This window comes from Kitasatospora sp. NPDC001539 (genome assembly GCF_040298565.1).
In the GTDB taxonomy this organism is placed as follows: Bacteria; Actinomycetota; Actinomycetes; order Streptomycetales; family Streptomycetaceae; genus Kitasatospora.
The window spans coordinates 15,323-32,098 of sequence record NZ_JBEPAK010000006.1 but is presented as its reverse complement, the minus strand read 5'-3'; the positions used below and the strand labels follow the sequence as shown (position 1 = coordinate 32,098).

The following is a 16,776-nucleotide window of genomic DNA, read 5'->3' as shown; positions in this document are numbered from 1 at the left end:
CCAGGCTGCGGTACGGTAACGTCTCCTCCCAGGCGCTGCGCTAGCACGCCGGTTCGAGAATCAGCCGGGACGGCCTCGTCCCGGACGGCCGGTCCGATCCTCCGGTCGTCACCGTCGGTTAAGGGGATCAATGACCGATCTGGGTCGGGGCTACGGCCCCCAGGGCGAGCCGTGGCACCCCGGTGATCCCGGGTACGGCGGCCAGCAGCCGGTCCCCGGCCAGCAGGACGGCCAGTGGCAGCAGTACCCGCAGCAGGGCCAGCAGGTCCAGCAGCCGTACGAGGACGTGCAGCAGGGGTACCAGCAGCAGATGCCGGGCCACCCCCAGCAGATGACGGCGGCGCAGGGGTACCCCCAGCAGATGCCCGAGCAGGGCTACGCCCAGCAGCCGATGCCGCAGCAGGGGTACCCGTACCCGCAGCAGCAGATGCCGCCCCAGCAGGGCTACCCCCAGCAGCAGATGCCCCAGCAGGGCTATCCCCAGCAGCAGATGCCGATGCAGCCCGGCATGCAGCAGCCCGGTACCCAGCACCAGGCCATGCAGCAGGGCGTGCCGCAGCAGTTCCAGCAGCAGTACCAACAGCAGTACCAGCAGCCGCCCGCCCAGCAGCAGGCCCCGCAGCAGCAGGGCGCCGCCCAGGCCGCGCCCGCCGCCGGCCCCGGCCCGGACGGGATCGACTGGGAGGCCGAGGCCGCCGCGCTGGAGGCGGGCGCCGACCCGGTCGGCGCGGCGCAGGAGCCCGCCGTCGAGGAGTGGGAGGACCGCGAGGACGGCCACCGCGAGGACGACGGCTACCTCGACGAGCACGCCGAGGCCCCGGAGTCCGGCTTCCTCGGCGCGCAGGACGACTCCCGCGAGGCCCAGAAGAAGCGCAAGGAGAAGGGCAAGAAGGCCGGCCGCCGCAACGGCGGCGCCTGCCTGCTGGTCGCGCTGGTGCTGCTCGGCGCCATGGGCGGCGCCGGCTGGTGGGGCTACGGCTTCTACCAGGACCACTTCGGGCCGCCGCCGGACTTCACCGGTGAGGGCTCCGGCTCCGTCCAGGTCGAGGTCAAGCAGGGCGCGGGCGGCGGGCAGATCGGCCTCGTGCTGAAGAACGCCGGTGTGGTCAAGAGCGTCGACGCGTTCACCAAGGCCTGCAACGCCGAGCCCAAGTGCGGCACCATCCAGTACGGCTACTACGGCATGAAGAAGGAGATGTCGGCGGCCGCCGCGCTGAAGGAACTGCTGGACCAGGCGGGCGGCGCGGCCCTGGTGGTCCCGGAGGGCAAGAACTCCTCCGAGATCTACGCGATGATCGACGCCAAGCTGAAGCTCCAGAAGGGCACCACGGCGAACGTCGCCAAGGCGCAGATCAACGACCTCGGCCTGCCCGGCTACGCCCAGGGCAACGTCGAGGGCTTCCTCTGGCCGACCCGCTACAACATCGCCGACGGCATGAAGCCCGAGGACCTGCTCAAGCAGATGGTGAAGAACGCCACCGAGAAGTACGCCGCGCTGGACGGGCAGGCCGCCTCGGTCGGCCTGAAGAACGCCTACGAGGTGATCACCGAGGCGAGCATCCTGCAGCGCGAGGGCAACAACACCGCGGACTTCGCCAAGATGGCCAAGACCATCCAGAACCGCCTGGCCAACGAGCCCGAGACCCACCACCGCCTGGGCATGGACACCACGCTGCAGTACTCGCTGGGCCGCAAGGACCTCACCAAGAAGGACATGGACGACGCGTCCAACAAGTACAACACCTACCTCAACCCGGGCCTGCCGCCCACGCCGATCTCCAACCCGGGCGACGATGCGATCAACGCGGTGCTGCACCCGGCGGACGGCAAGTGGCTGTACTTCATCGCGATGTCCCCGACCGAGACCCGCTTCGCCGAGACGAGCAAGGAGCACTACGCCAACGTCAAGGAGTACTGCCAGGCGGCCGGCCAGGGCTTCGACGAGGCCCGCGGCCACTGCACCAGCAAGTAGTCCGCACCGGTAACCGGCCCATGGAGGGGCAGCGTTGACCAGCAAGCACCGGGCGGCCGTCCTCGGCTCGCCGATCGCCCACTCGCTCTCGCCGGACCTGCACCGGGCCGCGTTCGCCGCGCTCGGGCTGGAGGGCTGGCGCTACGACCGCTTCGAGGTCGACGAGGCGGCCCTGCCGGGCTTCGTCGCCGGGCTGGACGAGGCCGAGTGGGCCGGGCTGTCGCTGACCATGCCGCTCAAGCGGGCGGTCATCCCGCTGCTGGACGAGATCAGCGCCACGGCCCGCTCGGTGGACGCGGTCAACACCGTCGTGTTCACCCCCGACGGCCGGCGGACCGGGGACAACACCGACGTCCCCGGTCTGGTCGCCGCGCTGCGCGAGCGCGGCATCACCGAGGTGCCGGCCGCCGCCGTGCTGGGCGCCGGAGCCACCGCCTCCTCGGCGCTGGCGGCGCTCGCCCGGATCTGCACCGGCGAGGTGACGGTCTACGTGCGCAGCGCCGAGCGGGCCCGGGAGATGGCCGAGCTCGGCGAGCGGCTCGGCGTCGCCGTGCGGACCGCCGACTGGGAGCGCGGCGCCGAGGCGCTGGAGCGGCCGCTGACCGTCTCGACCACGCCGGTCGGGGCGACCGACGCGTTCGCCGACTCGCTGACGGCGGCCCCCGGCGCGCTGTTCGACGTGCTGTACCACCCGTGGCCGACGCCGCTGGCCGCCGCCTGCGCCGAGCGCGGGGCGACCGTCCTGGGCGGCCTGGACCTGCTGGTGCACCAGGCCGTGCTGCAGAGCGAGGCCTTCACCGGGCGCACGCCCGGGCCGCTGGCGGCGATGCGCGAGGCGGGCGAGAAGGCGCTCGCCGAGCGCTAGCGTGCCCCGGGCAGCAGCTTGCGGTCACTCCACGGCCGGATGGTGACCGGTTGCTGTCCGTCACGCGGACTGTGACCCCGGGTGCCGCTGGGGCATGAAAGGATTCAGGCACAAGGCACGTCCGGGGCGGGCCGCGGCGGTGCCGTGGACCGGTCCGCTGATGAAGGAGCTCCGTTGGGTACGTTGCGCTGGCTGACGGCGGGGGAGTCGCACGGCCCCGCACTCGTCGCGACGCTGGAAGGCCTGCCCGCCGGTGTACCGGTCACCACCGCCGTGGTGGCCGACGCGCTGGCGCGCCGCCGGCTCGGTTACGGCCGCGGGGCGCGGATGAAGTTCGAGCAGGACGAGGTGACCTTCCTCGGCGGCGTCCGGCACGGCCTGACCATGGGCAGCCCGGTGGCGATCATGGTCGGCAACACCGAGTGGCCGAAGTGGGAGCAGGTCATGTCGGCCGACCCGGTCGACCCGGAGGTGCTCGCCGGACTGGCCCGCAACGAGGCGCTGACCCGCCCCCGGCCCGGCCACGCCGACCTGGCCGGGATGCAGAAGTACTCGATCGACGAGGCCCGGCCGATCCTGGAGCGCGCCAGCGCCCGGGAGACGGCCGCCCGGGTCGCGCTGGGCGCCGTCGCCCGCGCGTACCTGAAGGAGACCTGCGGGATCGAGATCGTCAGCCACGTGGTCGAGCTGGCCGCCGCCAAGGCGCCGGCCGGCGTGCTGCCGCTGCCCTCGGACGAGGCCCGGCTGGACGCCGACCCGGTGCGCTGCCTGGACGCGGACGCCTCGAAGGCGATGGTCGCCGAGATCGACCAGGCCCACAAGGACGGCGACACCCTCGGCGGCGTGGTCGAGGTCCTCGCGTACGGCGTGCCGGTGGGCCTCGGCTCGCACGTGCACTGGGACCGCCGCCTGGACGCGCGGCTGGCCGCCGCGCTGATGGGCATCCAGGCGATCAAGGGCGTCGAGGTCGGCGACGGCTTCGAGCTGGCCCGGGTGCCGGGCTCGAAGGCGCACGACGAGATCGTCCCCACCCCCGAGGGCGTCAAGCGCACCTCCGGCCGCTCCGGCGGCACCGAGGGCGGCCTGTCCACCGGCGAGGTGCTGCGGGTGCGCGCCGCGATGAAGCCGATCGCCACCGTGCCGCGGGCGCTGCAGACCCTGGACGTGCGCACCGGTGAGCCGGCCAAGGCGCACCACCAGCGCTCGGACGTCTGCGCGGTGCCGGCGGCCGGCATCGTCGCCGAGGCGATGGTCGCGCTGGTGCTGGCCGACGCGGTGAACGAGAAGTTCGGCGGCGACCACGTGTCGGAGACCCGTCGCAACGTGCAGAACTACCTCGAGCACCTGATCGTCCGATGACCGCCCCCGTCGTGGTCCTGGTCGGGCCGCCCGGCAGTGGCAAGTCCACGGTCGGGCGGGCCCTGGCCGAGCGTCTGGGCGTCGGCTTCCGGGACACCGACGCCGACATCGAGGCGCTGGCCGGCAAGCCCATCCCGGAGATCTTCATCGACGAGGGCGAGCCGCACTTCCGCGAGCTGGAGGTGGCGGCCGTACGGGCCGCCGCCACCGGGCACGGCGGGGTGCTGGCGCTCGGCGGCGGCGCGGTGATGGCCGGGACCACCCGGGAGCTGCTGCGCGAGCTGCCGGTGGTCTTCCTGGAGGTGCCGCTGGCAGACGCGGTCAAGCGGGTCGGCCTGGACGCCCCGCGCCCGCTGCTGGCGGTCAACCCGCGGGCCCGCTGGCGCGAGCTGATGGAGGCCCGCCGCCCCCTCTACCTCGAGGTGGCCACCGCCGTGGTCGACACCGCCGGCCGCACTCCCGCGCAGGTCGCGGACGCCGTACTGGAAGCACTGGAGCTGAAGACCCCCCATGACTGACAACACCGTCAGGATCCACGTCGGCGGGAGCGCCGGCCACGACCCGTACGACGTGCTGATCGGGCACCAGCTGCTCGGTGAGCTGGCGCCGCTGATCGGCACCCGTGCCAAGCGGGTCGCGATCATCCACCCGGAGGCGCTGTCCGCCACCGCCGACGCGATCCGCGAGGACCTGCTCGGCGAGGGGTACGAGGCGATCGCGCTCCAGGTGCCGAACGCCGAGGAGGCGAAGAGCGCCGAGGTGGCCGCGTACTGCTGGTCGGTGCTCGGGCAGACCGGCTTCACCCGCAGCGACGTCGTCGTCGGCCTCGGCGGCGGAGCCACCACCGACCTGGCCGGGTTCGTCGCGGCGACCTGGCTGCGCGGGGTGCGCTGGATCTCGATGCCCACCACGCTGCTGGGCATGGTCGACGCGGCCGTCGGCGGCAAGACCGGCATCAACATCGCCGAGGGCAAGAACATGGTCGGCGCCTTCCACCCGCCGGTGGGCGTGCTGGCCGACCTCGGCACCCTGGAGACCGTGCCCAGGCACGACTACGTCTCCGGCCTCGCCGAGGTCATCAAGTGCGGCTTCATCGCCGACCCGGTCATCCTCGACCTGATCGAGGCCGACCCGGAGGGCGCCAGGACTCCGGCCGGCCCGCACACCGTCGAGCTGATCCGCCGGGCGATCCAGGTCAAGGCCGACGTCGTCTCCGGGGACCTCAAGGAAGCCGGTCGGCGGGAGATCCTCAACTACGGCCACACCCTCGGCCACGCCATCGAGCGCAACGAGCGCTACAAGTGGCGGCACGGCGCGGCGATCTCCATCGGCATGGTCTTCGCCGCCGAACTCGGCCGTCTGGCCGGGCGGTTGGACGACGAGACGGCCGACCGGCACCGCACCGTCCTGGCCTCGGTCGGCCTGCCGCTGAGCTACCGGGCGGACGCCTGGCCGAAGCTGCTGGACGCGATGAAGATCGACAAGAAGTCGCGCGGCGACCTGATCCGCTTCATCGTCCTGGACGGCCTCGGCAAGACCTCCGTGCTGGAGGGCCCGGACCCGTCCCTGCTGGTCGCCGCGTACGCGGAGGTCTCGGCGTGACCAGGGTGATGGTGCTCAACGGGCCCAACCTGGGCCGGCTGGGCAGCCGGGAGCCGGACGTCTACGGCGCCACCTCGTACGCCGGGCTGGTCGAGCGCTGCACCGCGCTGGGCGAGGAGTTCGGCTTCGAGGTCGAGGTGCACGAGACCAACTCCGAGCAGCAGATGGTGGAGTGGCTGCACGAGGCGGCCGACGGGAAGGTGCCCGTGGTGATCAATCCGGGCGCGTTCACCCACTACTCGTACGCGATGCGGGACGCCGCCGCGCAGCGCACCGCGCCGCTGATCGAGGTGCACATCTCCAACCCGTACGCCCGGGAGTCCTTCCGGCACAACTCCGTGATCGCCGCGGTCGCCTCCGGCACCATCGCCGGGTTCGGGATCGGCTCGTACGAGCTGGCGCTGCGCGCCTTGGCGGAGCAGCTCGCCGCGCGGTGAGCGGGACGGGCCGGCGGCCCGGTGGCGGACTGTGCCCGCCGCCGGGCCGCCGTGTAGTGTCCCCGCTGAAAGGGTGTCGGGAGGTGCCGTGACGCAGTACGCCGGAGGTGGGCAGGTCCCGCCGCGTCCCGCCGCTCCGCCGGTGCCACCGGGGGGCGGTACGAGGGTGTCCCCGTCGGGGGCGCCCGTCCCGCCGCCTCCTCCGCCGCCTCCGACGGTCCGGCCGTCGGCCGGGCCCGGGCCGGCTCCTGCCCCGGCTCCGGTCGCGCCCGCTGCACCGGCTCCTGCGCCGGCTCCGGTCACGCCCGCTGCACCGGCTCCGGTCGCGCCTGCGCCCGTCCCGGCCGCCGCTCCCGGCCCTGGCCCCGCGCCCGCGCCGAGCGCGCCGGTTCCGGCCGGCGGCACCGGGCACTTCGTGCTGCCCGCCGGCACGCCCGTCCAGCTCCCGACCCACTCCCCGCAGCGGCACGCGCCCGCCGGGCCGATCGCCGTCCTGCTGATCGGCCCCGCCGGGGCGGGCAAGACCACCGTCGCCCGGTACTGGGCCGAGCACCGCGCCACCCCGACCGCGCACATCAGCCTGGACGACGTGCGCGAGTGGGTGCAGTCCGGCTTCGCCAACCCGCAGTCCGGCTGGAACAACGCCTCCGAGGCCCAGTACCGGCTGGCCCGCCGCACCTGCGGCTTCGCCTGCCGCAACTACCTGGCCAACGGGATCTCCTGCATCATCGACGACGCCGTCTTCCCGGACCGCCCGGCGATCGGCCTCGGCGGCTGGAAGCGGCACATCGGCCCCGGCATGATCCCGGTCGTCCTGCTGCCCAGCCTGGATTCGGTGCTGCGCCGCAACGCCCGCCGCAGCGGCAACCGGCGGCTCGGTGACGAGGAGGTGGCGCGCATCCACGGGCGGATGGCCGGCTGGTACAACTCCGGGCTGCCGATCATCGACAACTCCTACCTGGACGTCGCCGGTACGGCCGCCGAGCTGGACCGGGTCATCCTGGCCCGGCTGATGGGCATGCCGGTCCGCTGACCAGCGGCGCCCGCCCGGCCTGTCGGTGGCGGCTGCGATGATGGACCCCGTCCTGACGTCCTACACCAGGGGGAGCTGACGCCCGTGCCGGAGGGCCACATCATCCACCGCCTCGCCGTCCAGAGCCGTACGGCCTTCGGTGGCCGTCCCGTGCGGGTCTCCAGCCCGCAGGGCCGGTTCGCCGACGAGGCCAAGGTGCTCGACGGGCAGCTGCTCACCGGCGCGGAGGCCACCGGCAAGCACCTCTTCCTCGGCTTCGAGGAGGGTGCCTGGGTGCACGTCCACCTCGGCCTCTACGGCGGCTTCACCTTCGGCACCGGCCCGGCGCCCGATCCGGTCGGCCTGGTCCGGCTGCGGCTGGCCAACGACGACGGCTACGCCGACCTGCGCGGCCCCAACACCTGCAAGCTGGTCACCGGCGCCGAGAAGGCCGCCGTGGCCGCCCGGCTCGGTCCGGACCCGCTGCGCGCCGACGCCGACCCGGAGGCCGCCTGGCGCCGGATATCGGGCAGCCGTACGACCGTCGCCGCGCTGCTGATGGACCAGAAGGTGCTGGCCGGGGTGGGCAACGTCTACCGCGCCGAGGTGCTGTTCCGCCACCGCGTCAACCCGCACCGGGCGGGCCGCGACCTCACCCGCGGCGAGTGGGACGCGATCTGGGCCGACCTGGTCGCCCTGATGCGCGAGGGCGTCGCCGCCGGGCGCATCGACACCGTCCGGCCCGAACACACCCCCGAGGCCATGGGCCGACCGCCGCGGGTGGACGACCACGGCGGCGAGGTCTACGTCTACCGCCGCGCCGCGATGCCCTGCCTGGTGTGCGGCACGGAGGTGCGGACCGAGGAGCACGCCGCCCGCAACCTCTTCTGGTGCCCGACCTGCCAGGTGGCCTGAGCGGCCGGTCCGCGTCGCGCCCAGTCCGTGGGCCGGGTCGACCGGCCGGGGGAGTCCGGCAAAGGGATCCGCGTGCGCCGGCGAACACCGTGTCAGGCGCCGCGCGGGCGGGCCGATCCGGCCGGTCAGCCCGCGGCGGCGGTCGGCTCGTGGTGCTCGGCGGCGGCGCACTCGTCGAGGAGGGGGCGCATGCCTTCGTCGACGAGCCGGTAGCGCACCACACGTCCGTCCTTGTCCCCGGTGACCACGCCGGCCGTGCGGAGCAGCCGCAGGGCCTGGGAGACGGCGGGGTCGCGCATGCCGGTGGCGACCGCGAGGTCGCTGACGGCGAGCGGGCCGGCCCGGTGCAGGGCGAGCAGCAGGGCGAGCCGTCCCGGGTCGGCGAGCAGGGAGAACCGCTCGGCCCAGGACCGGACGTGCGCGGTGTCGCCGATCGCGGCGATGGCCTCGCAGACCCGGTGCCCGTCGATGGTGCGGTGGCCCGCGCGGTCGGCCGGTACGAGATGCATGCCCACATTCTCGCAGGCGGTGACCTGTGATCCTGCACACCTGCACAGGTGCGCAACCTTGCGAGGGTGAAGCACGAGCCCTACGGTGTAGCCCGCCGTGGTGCTCGGGAAGACCGGTGACGGACCCTCAGGGGTCCCAGTCCGGAGCGGCCCTCGCCACTGTGATCGGGGGACAGTCGTCCGTACCCATGTGCCACTGGGCGCCTCGTGCGCCTGGGAAGGCGGGTCCGGAAGCCCCGTAAGCCAGGAGACCGGCCACGGCATCTCACGAAGTCATTCCACGAGGTGCTGGAGCGTGATCCGACGATGACCCTGCCCGAAACCGCCGTCCCGACCGAGGCGGCCCCCTCCGTCCTGCCCACGTTCAGATGGAAGCGCGAGGACACCGTCCGCACGGCCGGGTTGATGGCGGTGATCCTGGCCATGCACGTGGTGGCCTTCGGGACGCTGGTCTTCCTGGTCGCGCCCCACGAGTACGCGGTCGGCACCCAGGTCTTCGGGGTGGGCCTGGGCATCACCGCGTACACCCTCGGCATGCGGCACGCCTTCGACGCCGACCACATCGCGGTGATCGACAACACCACCCGCAAGCTGATGGCGGACGGCAAGCGGCCGGTCTCGGTCGGGTTCTGGTTCGCGCTCGGCCACTCCTCGATGGTGGTCCTCATGGCCGCCCTGGTGGCCGGCGGCGCCCAGCTGGCGAACACGCTGATGGACGACGAGTCGGCCACCCACAAGTGGCTCGGGCTGGTCGGCACGACGGCCTCCGGCGCCTTCCTCTACCTGATCGGCGCGCTCAACCTGGCGGCGCTGGTCGGCATCCTCAAGGTGTTCCGCTCGATGCGGGCCGGCCGGTACGACGAGGCGGAACTCGAGGAGCACCTCAACTCGCGCGGCTTCATGGCCCGGGTGCTGAACCGCGCGACCCGCTCCATCACCCGGCCGGGGCAGATGTTCCCGGTGGGCATGGTGCTGGGGCTGGGCTTCGACACCGCCACCGAGGTGACCCTGATGGTGATGGCCGGCTCGGGCGCGGCGGCCGGGCTGCCCTGGTACGCGATCGTCTGCCTGCCGCTGCTGTTCGCGGCCGGGATGAGCCTGTTCGACACCCTGGACGGGACGTTCATGAACTTCGCGTACCAGTGGGCGTTCTCCAACCCGGTGCGCAAGGTGTACTACAACCTGACCATCACCGGACTGTCGATCGCCGTGGCGTTCATCATCGGCACCATCGAGCTGGTCGGGGTGCTGCACGAGAAGCTCGACCTGACCGACCCGGTCACCGGCTTCATCGCGGACATCTCGCTGGACAACGTCGGGTACGCGATCGCCGGGCTGTTCGTGGTGGTGTGGGCCGCGGCGATCGCCTACTGGAAGCTGGCGGGCGTCGAGAAGCGCTGGACGCCCGAACGTTCCTGAGCCGCCGCCGCGGAGCCGTCGCGGGCCGAGGTCCTGGGCCGCGGTCGTGGGCCGCGGTCGTGGGCCGCGGCCCGGCTCAGGGGGACGCGAGCAGGAGGGTGCCCGCCACGGCGAGGCCGGCGCCCACCACCTGCACCGGGCGCAGCCGCTCCTTCAGCACCCCGCGCGCCAGCAGCGCGGTGACCACCGGGTACAGCGAGGCGAGCACCGCGGCCACCGCTGCCGAACCGCCGTGCGAGGCCGCCGCGTACGCCGCGTTCGCGGCGACGTCGGCCAGCCCGACCCCGGTGAGCAGGGGCAGCCGGGAGCGCAGCTCCGGCAGCAGCGCGGAGGTGTCGGTGCCGCGCAGGCTCACCACCAGCGCGGCGCCGCCGACGGCGATGTTGACGAGGCGTTGGGCGCACAGCGCGAGCAGCAGGCCGCCGCCGGCCGAGGCCTGGGAGAGCAGGGCCATGTTGGCGCCGAAGCCGAACGCGGCGGCCAGGGTCAGCACCAGGGCGGTGCGGGCGGCGGACGGTCCGCCGCGCTCGGGGCCGCCGGCCAGCACCACGCCGGCCAGTGCGACCACGATCCCGGCCAGCTGGACCGGCCCCGGCCGTTCGCCGAGCGCCAGTCCGACGCCGACCGGCACGGCGACGCCGACGGTGGCCAGCGGGGAGACCACCCCCATCGGGCCGAGCGCGAGCGCCCGGTAGAAGGCGAGCATCGCGAACGGGCCGATCGCGCCGGCGGCCACGGCGTACCAGAGGGCGGGGGAGAGGTCGGCCCAGCCGCCGGTGGCCGGCAGCGCGAGGAGCAGGGCGACCGTCGCCGCGGTCTGGGAGGCGACCACGACGGCCAGTGCGGGGAGCCGCCGGGTGAGGACGCCGCCGCCGAAGTCGCCCAGGCCGCAGAGCAGGCTGGCGGACAGGGCGAGCAGGACGGTCACCGGAGGCGCCCGGGAGAGGAGGACAGCACAATGCACTCCGAAGTACAGTCGGATGGACTCGTTGCCGGACCGGCAGCGTAGTTCACTGAACTGAACTTCGCAGAGCAATATCCTGAACTTTTCGGGATGTGGACACCGGAGGACTGTCAAGCGTGCCGGACCCCGACCTCGTCGCCCAGGCCCTCGCCCGCAACCTCAAGCGGCTGCGCACCGAACGCGGCCACACGCTGGACGCCCTCGCCGCCCGCTCGGGGGTGAGCCGCGGCATGGTCGTCCAGATCGAACAGGGGCGCACCAACCCCAGCGTGGCCACCGTGGTGAGGCTCGGCGACGCCCTGGGCGTCTCGATCGCCACCCTGCTCGACTACGAGGAGGGCCCGGACGTGCGGATCGTCCCCGGTGACCAGGCCGTCCCGCTCTGGACCGGCGCGAGCGGCGGGACCGGCACCCTGCTGCACGGCATCGAGGCGCCCGGGCCGCTCGAGCTGTGGGAGTGGCGGATGAAGCCGGGCGAGGAGTACGCCGCGGAGCCGCACCCGGCCGGGACGGTGGAGATCATCCGGGTCGACGAGGGTGAGCTGACCCTGGTGCACGACGGGACGGAGCATCCGGTGCCGGCCGGCAGCACCGTCTCCTTCGACGCCTCCTACGCCCACGTCTACCGCAACGCGGGCGGGCGGCTGCTGCGGCTGACCATGGTGGTGTCCGTCCCGCCGCCGCGCTGAGGGCGCCGTGCCGCGACGGCCCCTCCCCGGGTCGGGGGAGGGGCCGTCGCCGTCGCGGTCGCCCGGTCAGTGCCGGTCGCCGTAGCGGCGGCGGAACTGCTCGACCCGGCCCGCGGTGTCGAGCACCCGGGACTGGCCGGTGTAGAAGGGGTGGCTCGCCGAGGAGGTCTCCACGTCGACCACCGGGTAGGTGGTGCCGTCCTCCCACTCCACCGTGCTCGCGCCGGTGGCCGTGGAGCGGGTGAGGAAGGCGAGCCCGCCGACCTTGTCGCGGAAGACGACCGGACGGTAGCTCGGGTGGATTCCGGACTTCATTGGGAAGCTCCTGTCTGGTGGGAGGGGGGTTCGAGGGGGGTGTGCTCAGCGCTCCTCGCGGAAGTCGACGTGCCGCCCGGCGGCCGGGTCGTACTTGCGCAGGACCATCCGGTCCGGGTCGTTCCGCCGGCTCTTGCGGGTCACGTAGGTGTAGCCGGTGCCGGCGGTGGAGCGGAGCCTGATCACGGGGCGCAGTTCGCTGCGGGCCATCGGGTCCTCCTTCGTCTGCGGCGCCGGACCGGGACGCCGGGCCGGGCCTTCGCTGAAACGGATGTCGTTTTCAGTGGACACAACACGGCCACCGCCCCACCCATTCCCGCACCCGCGGGGGCGCTCGGCGGGCGGTTCGGGCCCGGGGTTCGTAGGCTCGACGCATGGCGGATGCGTACGCGGGGCGGCGGGAGCGGGTGCGGGAGCACTGCAGTGCGGCCGGGGCCGACGCGGCGCTGGTCACCCGGGCGGCGAACGTCCGGTACCTGACGGGCTGCGCGCCCTGCGGGGCCACGCTGCTGCTCACCCCGGACCGGGCCCTGCTGGCCCTGCCGGACGACCTGCCGCCGGACGACTCCGGGGAGCACCTGATCGCCGCCGACGTCGTCCAGGTGCCGGTGTCGGCCGGGTCGGACACCGCGCTGGCCGCCGCGGCCGCCGCCGCCCGGCTGGGGGTGCGGGCCCTGGCGGTGGAGGAGCACGACCTGACCGTCACCCGCCACCGGGCGGTGGGGAGCCTGGTGGAGGGGGCCCGGCTGGCGGACCTCGACCGGGTCGTCGAGCGGCTGCGGGTGGTCAAGGACGAGCGCGAGATCGCCGACCTGCGGATCGCCGCCGAGATCGCCGACCAGGCGCTCGGCGAACTGCTGGAGTCGATCCTGGTCGGTCGCACCGAGCGGCACCTGGCGATGGAGCTGGAGCGCCGGATGATCGACCACGGCGCCGACCGGGCCGCGTTCCCGGTCTCGGTGGGCACCGGCAGCCACTCCGGCCAGCCCGCCCACCAGCCGACCGACCGCCGGGTGGAGGAGGGGGACTTCCTCACCGTGGTGATGGGCGCCCAGTACCGCGGCTACGGCGTCTCGACCGCCCGGACCTTCGTGATCGGCGCCGCCCCCGCTCCCTGGCAGGTGGAGCTGCACCGGTTGGTCTTCCGGGCCCAGCGCGCCGCCCGGGAGGCCCTCGGCCCGGGCGTGGAGCAGTGCGTGCCCGACCGGGCCGCCCGGCAGCTCCTGGAGGCGGCGGGCCACACCGAGGCCTCTCCGCACCCGGTGGGCCACGGCATCGGGCTGGAGATCCGGGAGGCGCCGCGCCTCGGTCCCTCGGACATGGGTAAACTGGACAGTCGCGTGCCGGTCACCGTCGGCCCTGGGGTGCACCTCCCGGGCAAGGGCGGGGTCCGGATCGAGGACACGCTCGTCGTGCGTCCCTTCGAGGAGGGCGGGCCCGAGCTGCTCACCATCACCACCAAGGAGCTCCTCGCCCTGTGACGGCGGCCCCCCGGGGCGGTCGGCGGCAGGACGCAACCCCTTGGTTCCTTGACAGCTATATCCAGGAGTAAGTGCGCCCGTGGCTTCCACGAACGATCTCAAGAACGGCATGGTCCTCAAGCTGGAGGGCGGCAAGCTCTGGTCCGTCGTCGAGTTCCAGCACGTCAAGCCCGGTAAGGGCCCGGCCTTCGTTCGGACCAAGCTCAAGGAGGTCCTGACGGGCAAGGTCGTCGACAAGACCTTCAACGCCGGCACCAAGGTCGAGACCGCCAACGTCGACAAGCGCGGCATGCAGTTCTCGTACAAGGACGGCGAGAACTTCGTGTTCATGGACATGGACACCTACGACCAGCTGACCGTCGAGCCGGCCGTCGTGGGCGACGCCGCCAAGTACCTGCTCGAGGGCTTCGAGGCCCTGGTCGCCACCAACGAGGGCGCGGTGCTGTACATCGAGCTCCCGGCGGCCGTCGAGCTGGAGATCGCCGAGACCGAGCCGGGCGTCCAGGGCGACCGCTCCACCGGCGGCACCAAGCCGGCCACCCTGGAGACCGGCGCCGAGATCCAGGTGCCGCTCTTCATCACCACCGGTGAGAAGGTCAAGGTCGACACCCGCGACGGCAGCTACCTCGGCCGGGTGAAGTAAGTCCGTGTCGGCCGCACGCAGTAAGGCCCGTACCCGGGCCTTCCAGATCCTCTTCGAGGCCGACCACCGCGGGGTCGACCCGCAGCAGGTCCTCGCCGACTGGGTGGCCCGCGCCCGCGAGCCCAAGCCCGACGAGGGCACCCCGCAGGTCGGCGAGTACACCATGGAGCTGATCGAGGGATACGTCCAGCACGCCCGTCGCATCGACGAGCTGATCGAGCAGTACGCGGTCGGCTGGACCCTCGACCGGATGCCGATCGTGGACCGCAACGTCCTGCGCCTCGGCGCGTACGAGCTGATCTGGGAGGACGGCGTCCCGGACGCGGTCGTCCTGGACGAGTCCGTCGAGATCGCCAAGGAGTTCTCCACGGACGACTCGCCGGCCTTCGTGAACGGCCTGCTCGCCCGCTTCCTGGAGCTGAAGCCGAGCATCCGCCGGTAACCGGTCGCGCCCCGCGAACGGCCGCCGCACCCGACCCCGGGCGCGGCGGCCGTTCCGCGTTTCACCCGGCAGGCGTAATGTGGTGCCCTACTCGCCAGTAACTTGAAGGGCAGGCCGATCCATGACCACCGTGATCCGCAGCGAGTTCGACGAGGGCATCGCCCTCACCGGACACCCGGAGGAGCCCGGCCGCTACCAGGCCGAGCTCGGGGCCGGCTGGCAGATCGGCGGCGGGATCAACGGAGGGCTGCTGCTCGCCGTGGCCGGACACGCGCTGTCGCTGGAGCACGACGAGCACCCCGACCCGGTCTCGATCAGCGGTTACTACCTGTCCGCCGCCACCCCCGGCCCGGCCACCGTCCGCACCGAGGTGCTGCGCACCGGCCGCGGCCTGTCCACCGGCACCGCCTCGCTCAGCCAGGACGGCGTCGAGCGGCTGCGGGTGGTGGCCAGCCACGGTGATCTCGCCGCCGTCGAGGGCGAGGTGCGCACCACCGCCGTGCCGCCCCAGCTGCCGCCGCCGGACCAGTGCATCGGCGTCGAACACGCGCCGCCGCAGCTGATCGAGCAGGCCGCCCTGCTGGAGCGCTTCGACCTGCGGCTCGACCCGGCGACCGTCGGCTGGGCGCTCGGGCAGCCCTCCGGCAACGGCCGGATCCAGGGCTGGTTCCGGCTGCGCGACGGCCGGCAGCCCGACCCGCTGCTGCTCCTGCTGGTCGCCGACGCGCTGCCGCCGGTCACCTTCGACCTCGGCCTGCCCGGCTGGGCGCCGACCGTCGAACTGACCGTCCACCTGCGGGCCAAGCCGGCGCCCGGCTGGCTGCGCGTCACCCACGCCACCCGCAACCTGGCCGGCGGCTACTTCGAGGAGGACGCCGAGGTCTGGGACGAGGCCGGTCGGCTCGTCGCCCAGTCCCGGCAGCTGGCGAGGGTGCCGCGCTCCGCCTGAGGTGTCCGGCGGGACACGGCGGTCCGACCGCCGGCATTACCGGTGGTTACATTCCTGTGACACGCCGTACGTGTGTGGCGCCCGGAACTGGGGAGTAACACGGTCAGCGGCGAGCCCCGCCGCTGACCGTCACCGCCGACGGTCGCCCGCCGACGCCAGGAGCCTCGATGACCAGCCGCAAGGGCCGCGCCCGCCGTAACCCCGACTGCACCGCCGGCGGCCTGCGGCCCGCGCTGCGGGCGCCGCACCACCCGCGGCGGGTCGAGGGCGCCGACCAGGCGTTCGTCATCGGAGTGCTCACCAACGCCGCGGACTTCCAGCGGGCCCGCGCCTGGGGCGTGTGCGACGCCCCCGACTACGAGCACTACCTCGCCGACACCGCCGAACTGCTGGCCGACGCACTGGAGCGGTTCGAGACGGTGCGGGCCCGGATGTTCCACCCGCAGGACTTCGAGGAGTTCTGCCTGCTGCACCGGCTGGACCCGGCGGAGCCCTCCGCGCGCGAGCGCTACCTCGTCAACCCGCCGCTGCGCACCCAGCTGCTGGCCTATCAGGGCGAGGAGCTGGCCGGGGACTTCGTGCCCCGCCTGGTCCGCGCCCGGGAGAACGGCCTGACGCTGCGCCACGCCGACCTGCTGCTCGACGGCGGCCTGTACGGGGGCGCGGGCGAGGACGACGAGGACCACGGCCGCTGGGTGCGCGCCGCCCACCAGCGCGGGGCCGAGGTCTTCCGCCGGATGCTGGTCGGCGCCGGCGCCGGGGTGTACGAGCTGCGACTGCGGGTCGACGCCCCGGACGGGAAGCTGGCCGCCGCGGCCCGGGTCCTGCAGTGGGAGGACGGCGTGGTGCGGATCAACGACGAGGACCTCGAGCTGGTCTGCGCGGTGCTTTGCGCCGGGCTGGCGCTGGAGCTGCCGGGCGTCGCGGTGCTGCACGGCTCGCAGGGCTCGGCCGCCGGCTGCGGCGAGTACCTGCCGGCCGCCTGGGCCTGGTCCACCGGCGGCCCGGACTGGGCGCCGGCCGCCCGCCCGGTGCGGCTGGACGGCGTGGCGGCGCGGCCCGGTTACAGCCTGGGTACGGTCTGCTGACCGGCGGCGCCCGAAAAGCCGCGGCGCGGCCCCCGTTCTGGGGACCGCGCCGTGACGTTTCTGCTTGGTAATCGGTATTCCCGGCCCCATGGGGAGCCGCGATCAGGAGCAGAGG

19 protein-coding genes and 1 riboswitch are annotated in these 16,776 nt (G+C 73.5%); of the genes, 15 read left to right on the top strand and 4 right to left on the bottom strand.

Going from position 1 to position 16,776, the window contains the following annotated elements; all coding sequences use genetic code 11:
- Positions 1–130: 130 nt before the first annotated feature.
- The 8 genes from mltG to ABT247_RS02670 all read left to right on the top strand — a co-directional run bounded on the left by mltG (position 131) and on the right by ABT247_RS02670 (position 8,162).
- Positions 131–1,972 carry an endolytic transglycosylase MltG gene (mltG, locus tag ABT247_RS02705; protein WP_350736825.1) on the top strand — a complete coding sequence of 614 codons (1,842 nt, stop codon included), beginning with the start codon at positions 131–133 and terminating at the stop codon, positions 1,970–1,972.
- A gap of 34 nt (positions 1,973–2,006) precedes the next feature.
- Positions 2,007–2,837 (top strand): shikimate dehydrogenase, encoded by an 831-nt coding sequence (locus ABT247_RS02700; protein ID WP_350736823.1) that lies wholly within the window; start codon positions 2,007–2,009, stop codon positions 2,835–2,837.
- Between the two features lie 174 nt (positions 2,838–3,011).
- Positions 3,012–4,196: a chorismate synthase gene (gene aroC, locus ABT247_RS02695; protein WP_350736820.1), complete on the top strand. Its 1,185-nt coding sequence runs from the start codon at positions 3,012–3,014 to the stop codon at positions 4,194–4,196.
- Entirely contained in the window at positions 4,193–4,714 is a 522-nt protein-coding gene (locus ABT247_RS02690; RefSeq protein WP_350736817.1) for a shikimate kinase, read from the top strand. The genes aroC and ABT247_RS02690 overlap by 4 nt, the downstream gene beginning before the upstream one ends.
- Positions 4,707–5,798: a 3-dehydroquinate synthase gene (gene aroB, locus ABT247_RS02685; RefSeq protein ID WP_350736814.1), complete on the top strand. Its 1,092-nt coding sequence runs from the start codon at positions 4,707–4,709 to the stop codon at positions 5,796–5,798. Before ABT247_RS02690 ends, aroB begins: the two co-directional genes overlap by 8 nt.
- Positions 5,799–5,806: 8 nt before the next feature.
- Positions 5,807–6,235, top strand: coding sequence for a type II 3-dehydroquinate dehydratase (gene aroQ / locus ABT247_RS02680; RefSeq protein WP_350736942.1), 429 nt, complete (start codon positions 5,807–5,809; stop codon positions 6,233–6,235).
- Positions 6,236–6,377: 142 nt separating this feature from the next.
- Entirely contained in the window at positions 6,378–7,268 is an 891-nt protein-coding gene (locus tag ABT247_RS02675; RefSeq protein ID WP_350736940.1) for an AAA family ATPase, read from the top strand.
- A gap of 84 nt (positions 7,269–7,352) precedes the next feature.
- Positions 7,353–8,162, top strand: coding sequence for an Fpg/Nei family DNA glycosylase (locus ABT247_RS02670; protein WP_350736811.1), 810 nt, complete (start codon positions 7,353–7,355; stop codon positions 8,160–8,162).
- A 125-nt stretch (positions 8,163–8,287) separates the two neighbouring features.
- Here the strand turns inward: ABT247_RS02670 and ABT247_RS02665 are convergent, their stop codons facing one another.
- Positions 8,288–8,671, bottom strand: a complete 384-nt coding sequence (locus ABT247_RS02665) for an ArsR/SmtB family transcription factor (RefSeq protein WP_350736809.1) — start codon at positions 8,669–8,671, stop codon at positions 8,288–8,290.
- 81 nt (positions 8,672–8,752) lie between these two features.
- A riboswitch (cobalamin riboswitch) is annotated at positions 8,753–8,945 on the top strand.
- A 32-nt stretch (positions 8,946–8,977) separates the two neighbouring features.
- Between ABT247_RS02665 and nicT the strand changes: the two genes are divergently transcribed.
- On the top strand, positions 8,978–10,090 hold the full coding sequence (nicT, locus tag ABT247_RS02660) for a Nickel transporter NicT (protein ID WP_350736806.1): 1,113 nt from the start codon (positions 8,978–8,980) through the stop codon (positions 10,088–10,090).
- Between the two features lie 76 nt (positions 10,091–10,166).
- On the opposite strand, the gene ABT247_RS02655 is transcribed toward nicT, so the two are convergent.
- Entirely contained in the window at positions 10,167–11,018 is an 852-nt protein-coding gene (locus ABT247_RS02655) for an EamA family transporter (RefSeq protein ID WP_350736803.1), read from the bottom strand.
- Between the two features lie 152 nt (positions 11,019–11,170).
- On the opposite strand from ABT247_RS02655, the gene ABT247_RS02650 reads away from it, so the two are divergent.
- Entirely contained in the window at positions 11,171–11,743 is a 573-nt protein-coding gene (locus tag ABT247_RS02650; protein ID WP_350736800.1) for a helix-turn-helix domain-containing protein, read from the top strand.
- Positions 11,744–11,809: 66 nt separating this feature from the next.
- On the opposite strand, the gene ABT247_RS02645 is transcribed toward ABT247_RS02650, so the two are convergent.
- Positions 11,810–12,058, bottom strand: a complete 249-nt coding sequence (locus tag ABT247_RS02645) for a type B 50S ribosomal protein L31 (protein ID WP_350736797.1) — start codon at positions 12,056–12,058, stop codon at positions 11,810–11,812.
- Positions 12,059–12,103: 45 nt separating this feature from the next.
- The gene (gene rpmG, locus ABT247_RS02640) at positions 12,104–12,268 is read right to left on the bottom strand and encodes a 50S ribosomal protein L33 (RefSeq protein WP_350736795.1); all 165 of its coding nucleotides are present in this window, start codon (positions 12,266–12,268) and stop codon (positions 12,104–12,106) included.
- A gap of 164 nt (positions 12,269–12,432) precedes the next feature.
- Between rpmG and ABT247_RS02635 the strand changes: the two genes are divergently transcribed.
- From ABT247_RS02635 to ABT247_RS02615, 5 genes are all read left to right on the top strand, one after another.
- Entirely contained in the window at positions 12,433–13,539 is a 1,107-nt protein-coding gene (locus tag ABT247_RS02635) for a M24 family metallopeptidase (RefSeq protein ID WP_350736793.1), read from the top strand.
- A gap of 79 nt (positions 13,540–13,618) precedes the next feature.
- Positions 13,619–14,182 carry an elongation factor P gene (gene efp, locus ABT247_RS02630; RefSeq protein WP_350736790.1) on the top strand — a complete coding sequence of 188 codons (564 nt, stop codon included), beginning with the start codon at positions 13,619–13,621 and terminating at the stop codon, positions 14,180–14,182.
- Positions 14,183–14,186: 4 nt separating this feature from the next.
- The gene (nusB, locus tag ABT247_RS02625; protein WP_350736788.1) at positions 14,187–14,624 is read left to right on the top strand and encodes a transcription antitermination factor NusB; all 438 of its coding nucleotides are present in this window, start codon (positions 14,187–14,189) and stop codon (positions 14,622–14,624) included.
- A 121-nt stretch (positions 14,625–14,745) separates the two neighbouring features.
- Positions 14,746–15,573 (top strand): thioesterase family protein, encoded by an 828-nt coding sequence (locus ABT247_RS02620; RefSeq protein WP_350736786.1) that lies wholly within the window; start codon positions 14,746–14,748, stop codon positions 15,571–15,573.
- Between the two features lie 167 nt (positions 15,574–15,740).
- On the top strand, positions 15,741–16,661 hold the full coding sequence (locus ABT247_RS02615) for a DUF8829 domain-containing protein (protein ID WP_350736784.1): 921 nt from the start codon (positions 15,741–15,743) through the stop codon (positions 16,659–16,661).
- The last annotated feature ends 115 nt before the right edge of the window (positions 16,662–16,776 follow it).

Excerpts from the sequence above, each read along its gene's own strand:
- mltG (WP_350736825.1), top strand. The coding sequence starts at position 131 with ATGACCGATCTGGGTCGGGGCTACGGCCCCCAGGGCGAGCCGTGGCAC.
- ABT247_RS02690 (WP_350736817.1), top strand. The coding sequence starts at position 4,193 with ATGACCGCCCCCGTCGTGGTCCTGGTCGGGCCGCCCGGCAGTGGCAAG.
- aroB (WP_350736814.1), top strand. The coding sequence starts at position 4,707 with ATGACTGACAACACCGTCAGGATCCACGTCGGCGGGAGCGCCGGCCAC.
- aroQ (WP_350736942.1), top strand. The coding sequence starts at position 5,807 with ATGGTGCTCAACGGGCCCAACCTGGGCCGGCTGGGCAGCCGGGAGCCG.
- ABT247_RS02665 (WP_350736809.1), bottom strand. The coding sequence starts at position 8,671 with ATGCATCTCGTACCGGCCGACCGCGCGGGCCACCGCACCATCGACGGG.
- nicT (WP_350736806.1), top strand. The coding sequence starts at position 8,978 with ATGACCCTGCCCGAAACCGCCGTCCCGACCGAGGCGGCCCCCTCCGTC.
- ABT247_RS02645 (WP_350736797.1), bottom strand. The coding sequence starts at position 12,058 with ATGAAGTCCGGAATCCACCCGAGCTACCGTCCGGTCGTCTTCCGCGAC.
- rpmG (WP_350736795.1), bottom strand. The coding sequence starts at position 12,268 with ATGGCCCGCAGCGAACTGCGCCCCGTGATCAGGCTCCGCTCCACCGCC.
- ABT247_RS02635 (WP_350736793.1), top strand. The coding sequence starts at position 12,433 with ATGGCGGATGCGTACGCGGGGCGGCGGGAGCGGGTGCGGGAGCACTGC.
- ABT247_RS02620 (WP_350736786.1), top strand. The coding sequence starts at position 14,746 with ATGACCACCGTGATCCGCAGCGAGTTCGACGAGGGCATCGCCCTCACC.
- ABT247_RS02615 (WP_350736784.1), top strand. The coding sequence starts at position 15,741 with ATGACCAGCCGCAAGGGCCGCGCCCGCCGTAACCCCGACTGCACCGCC.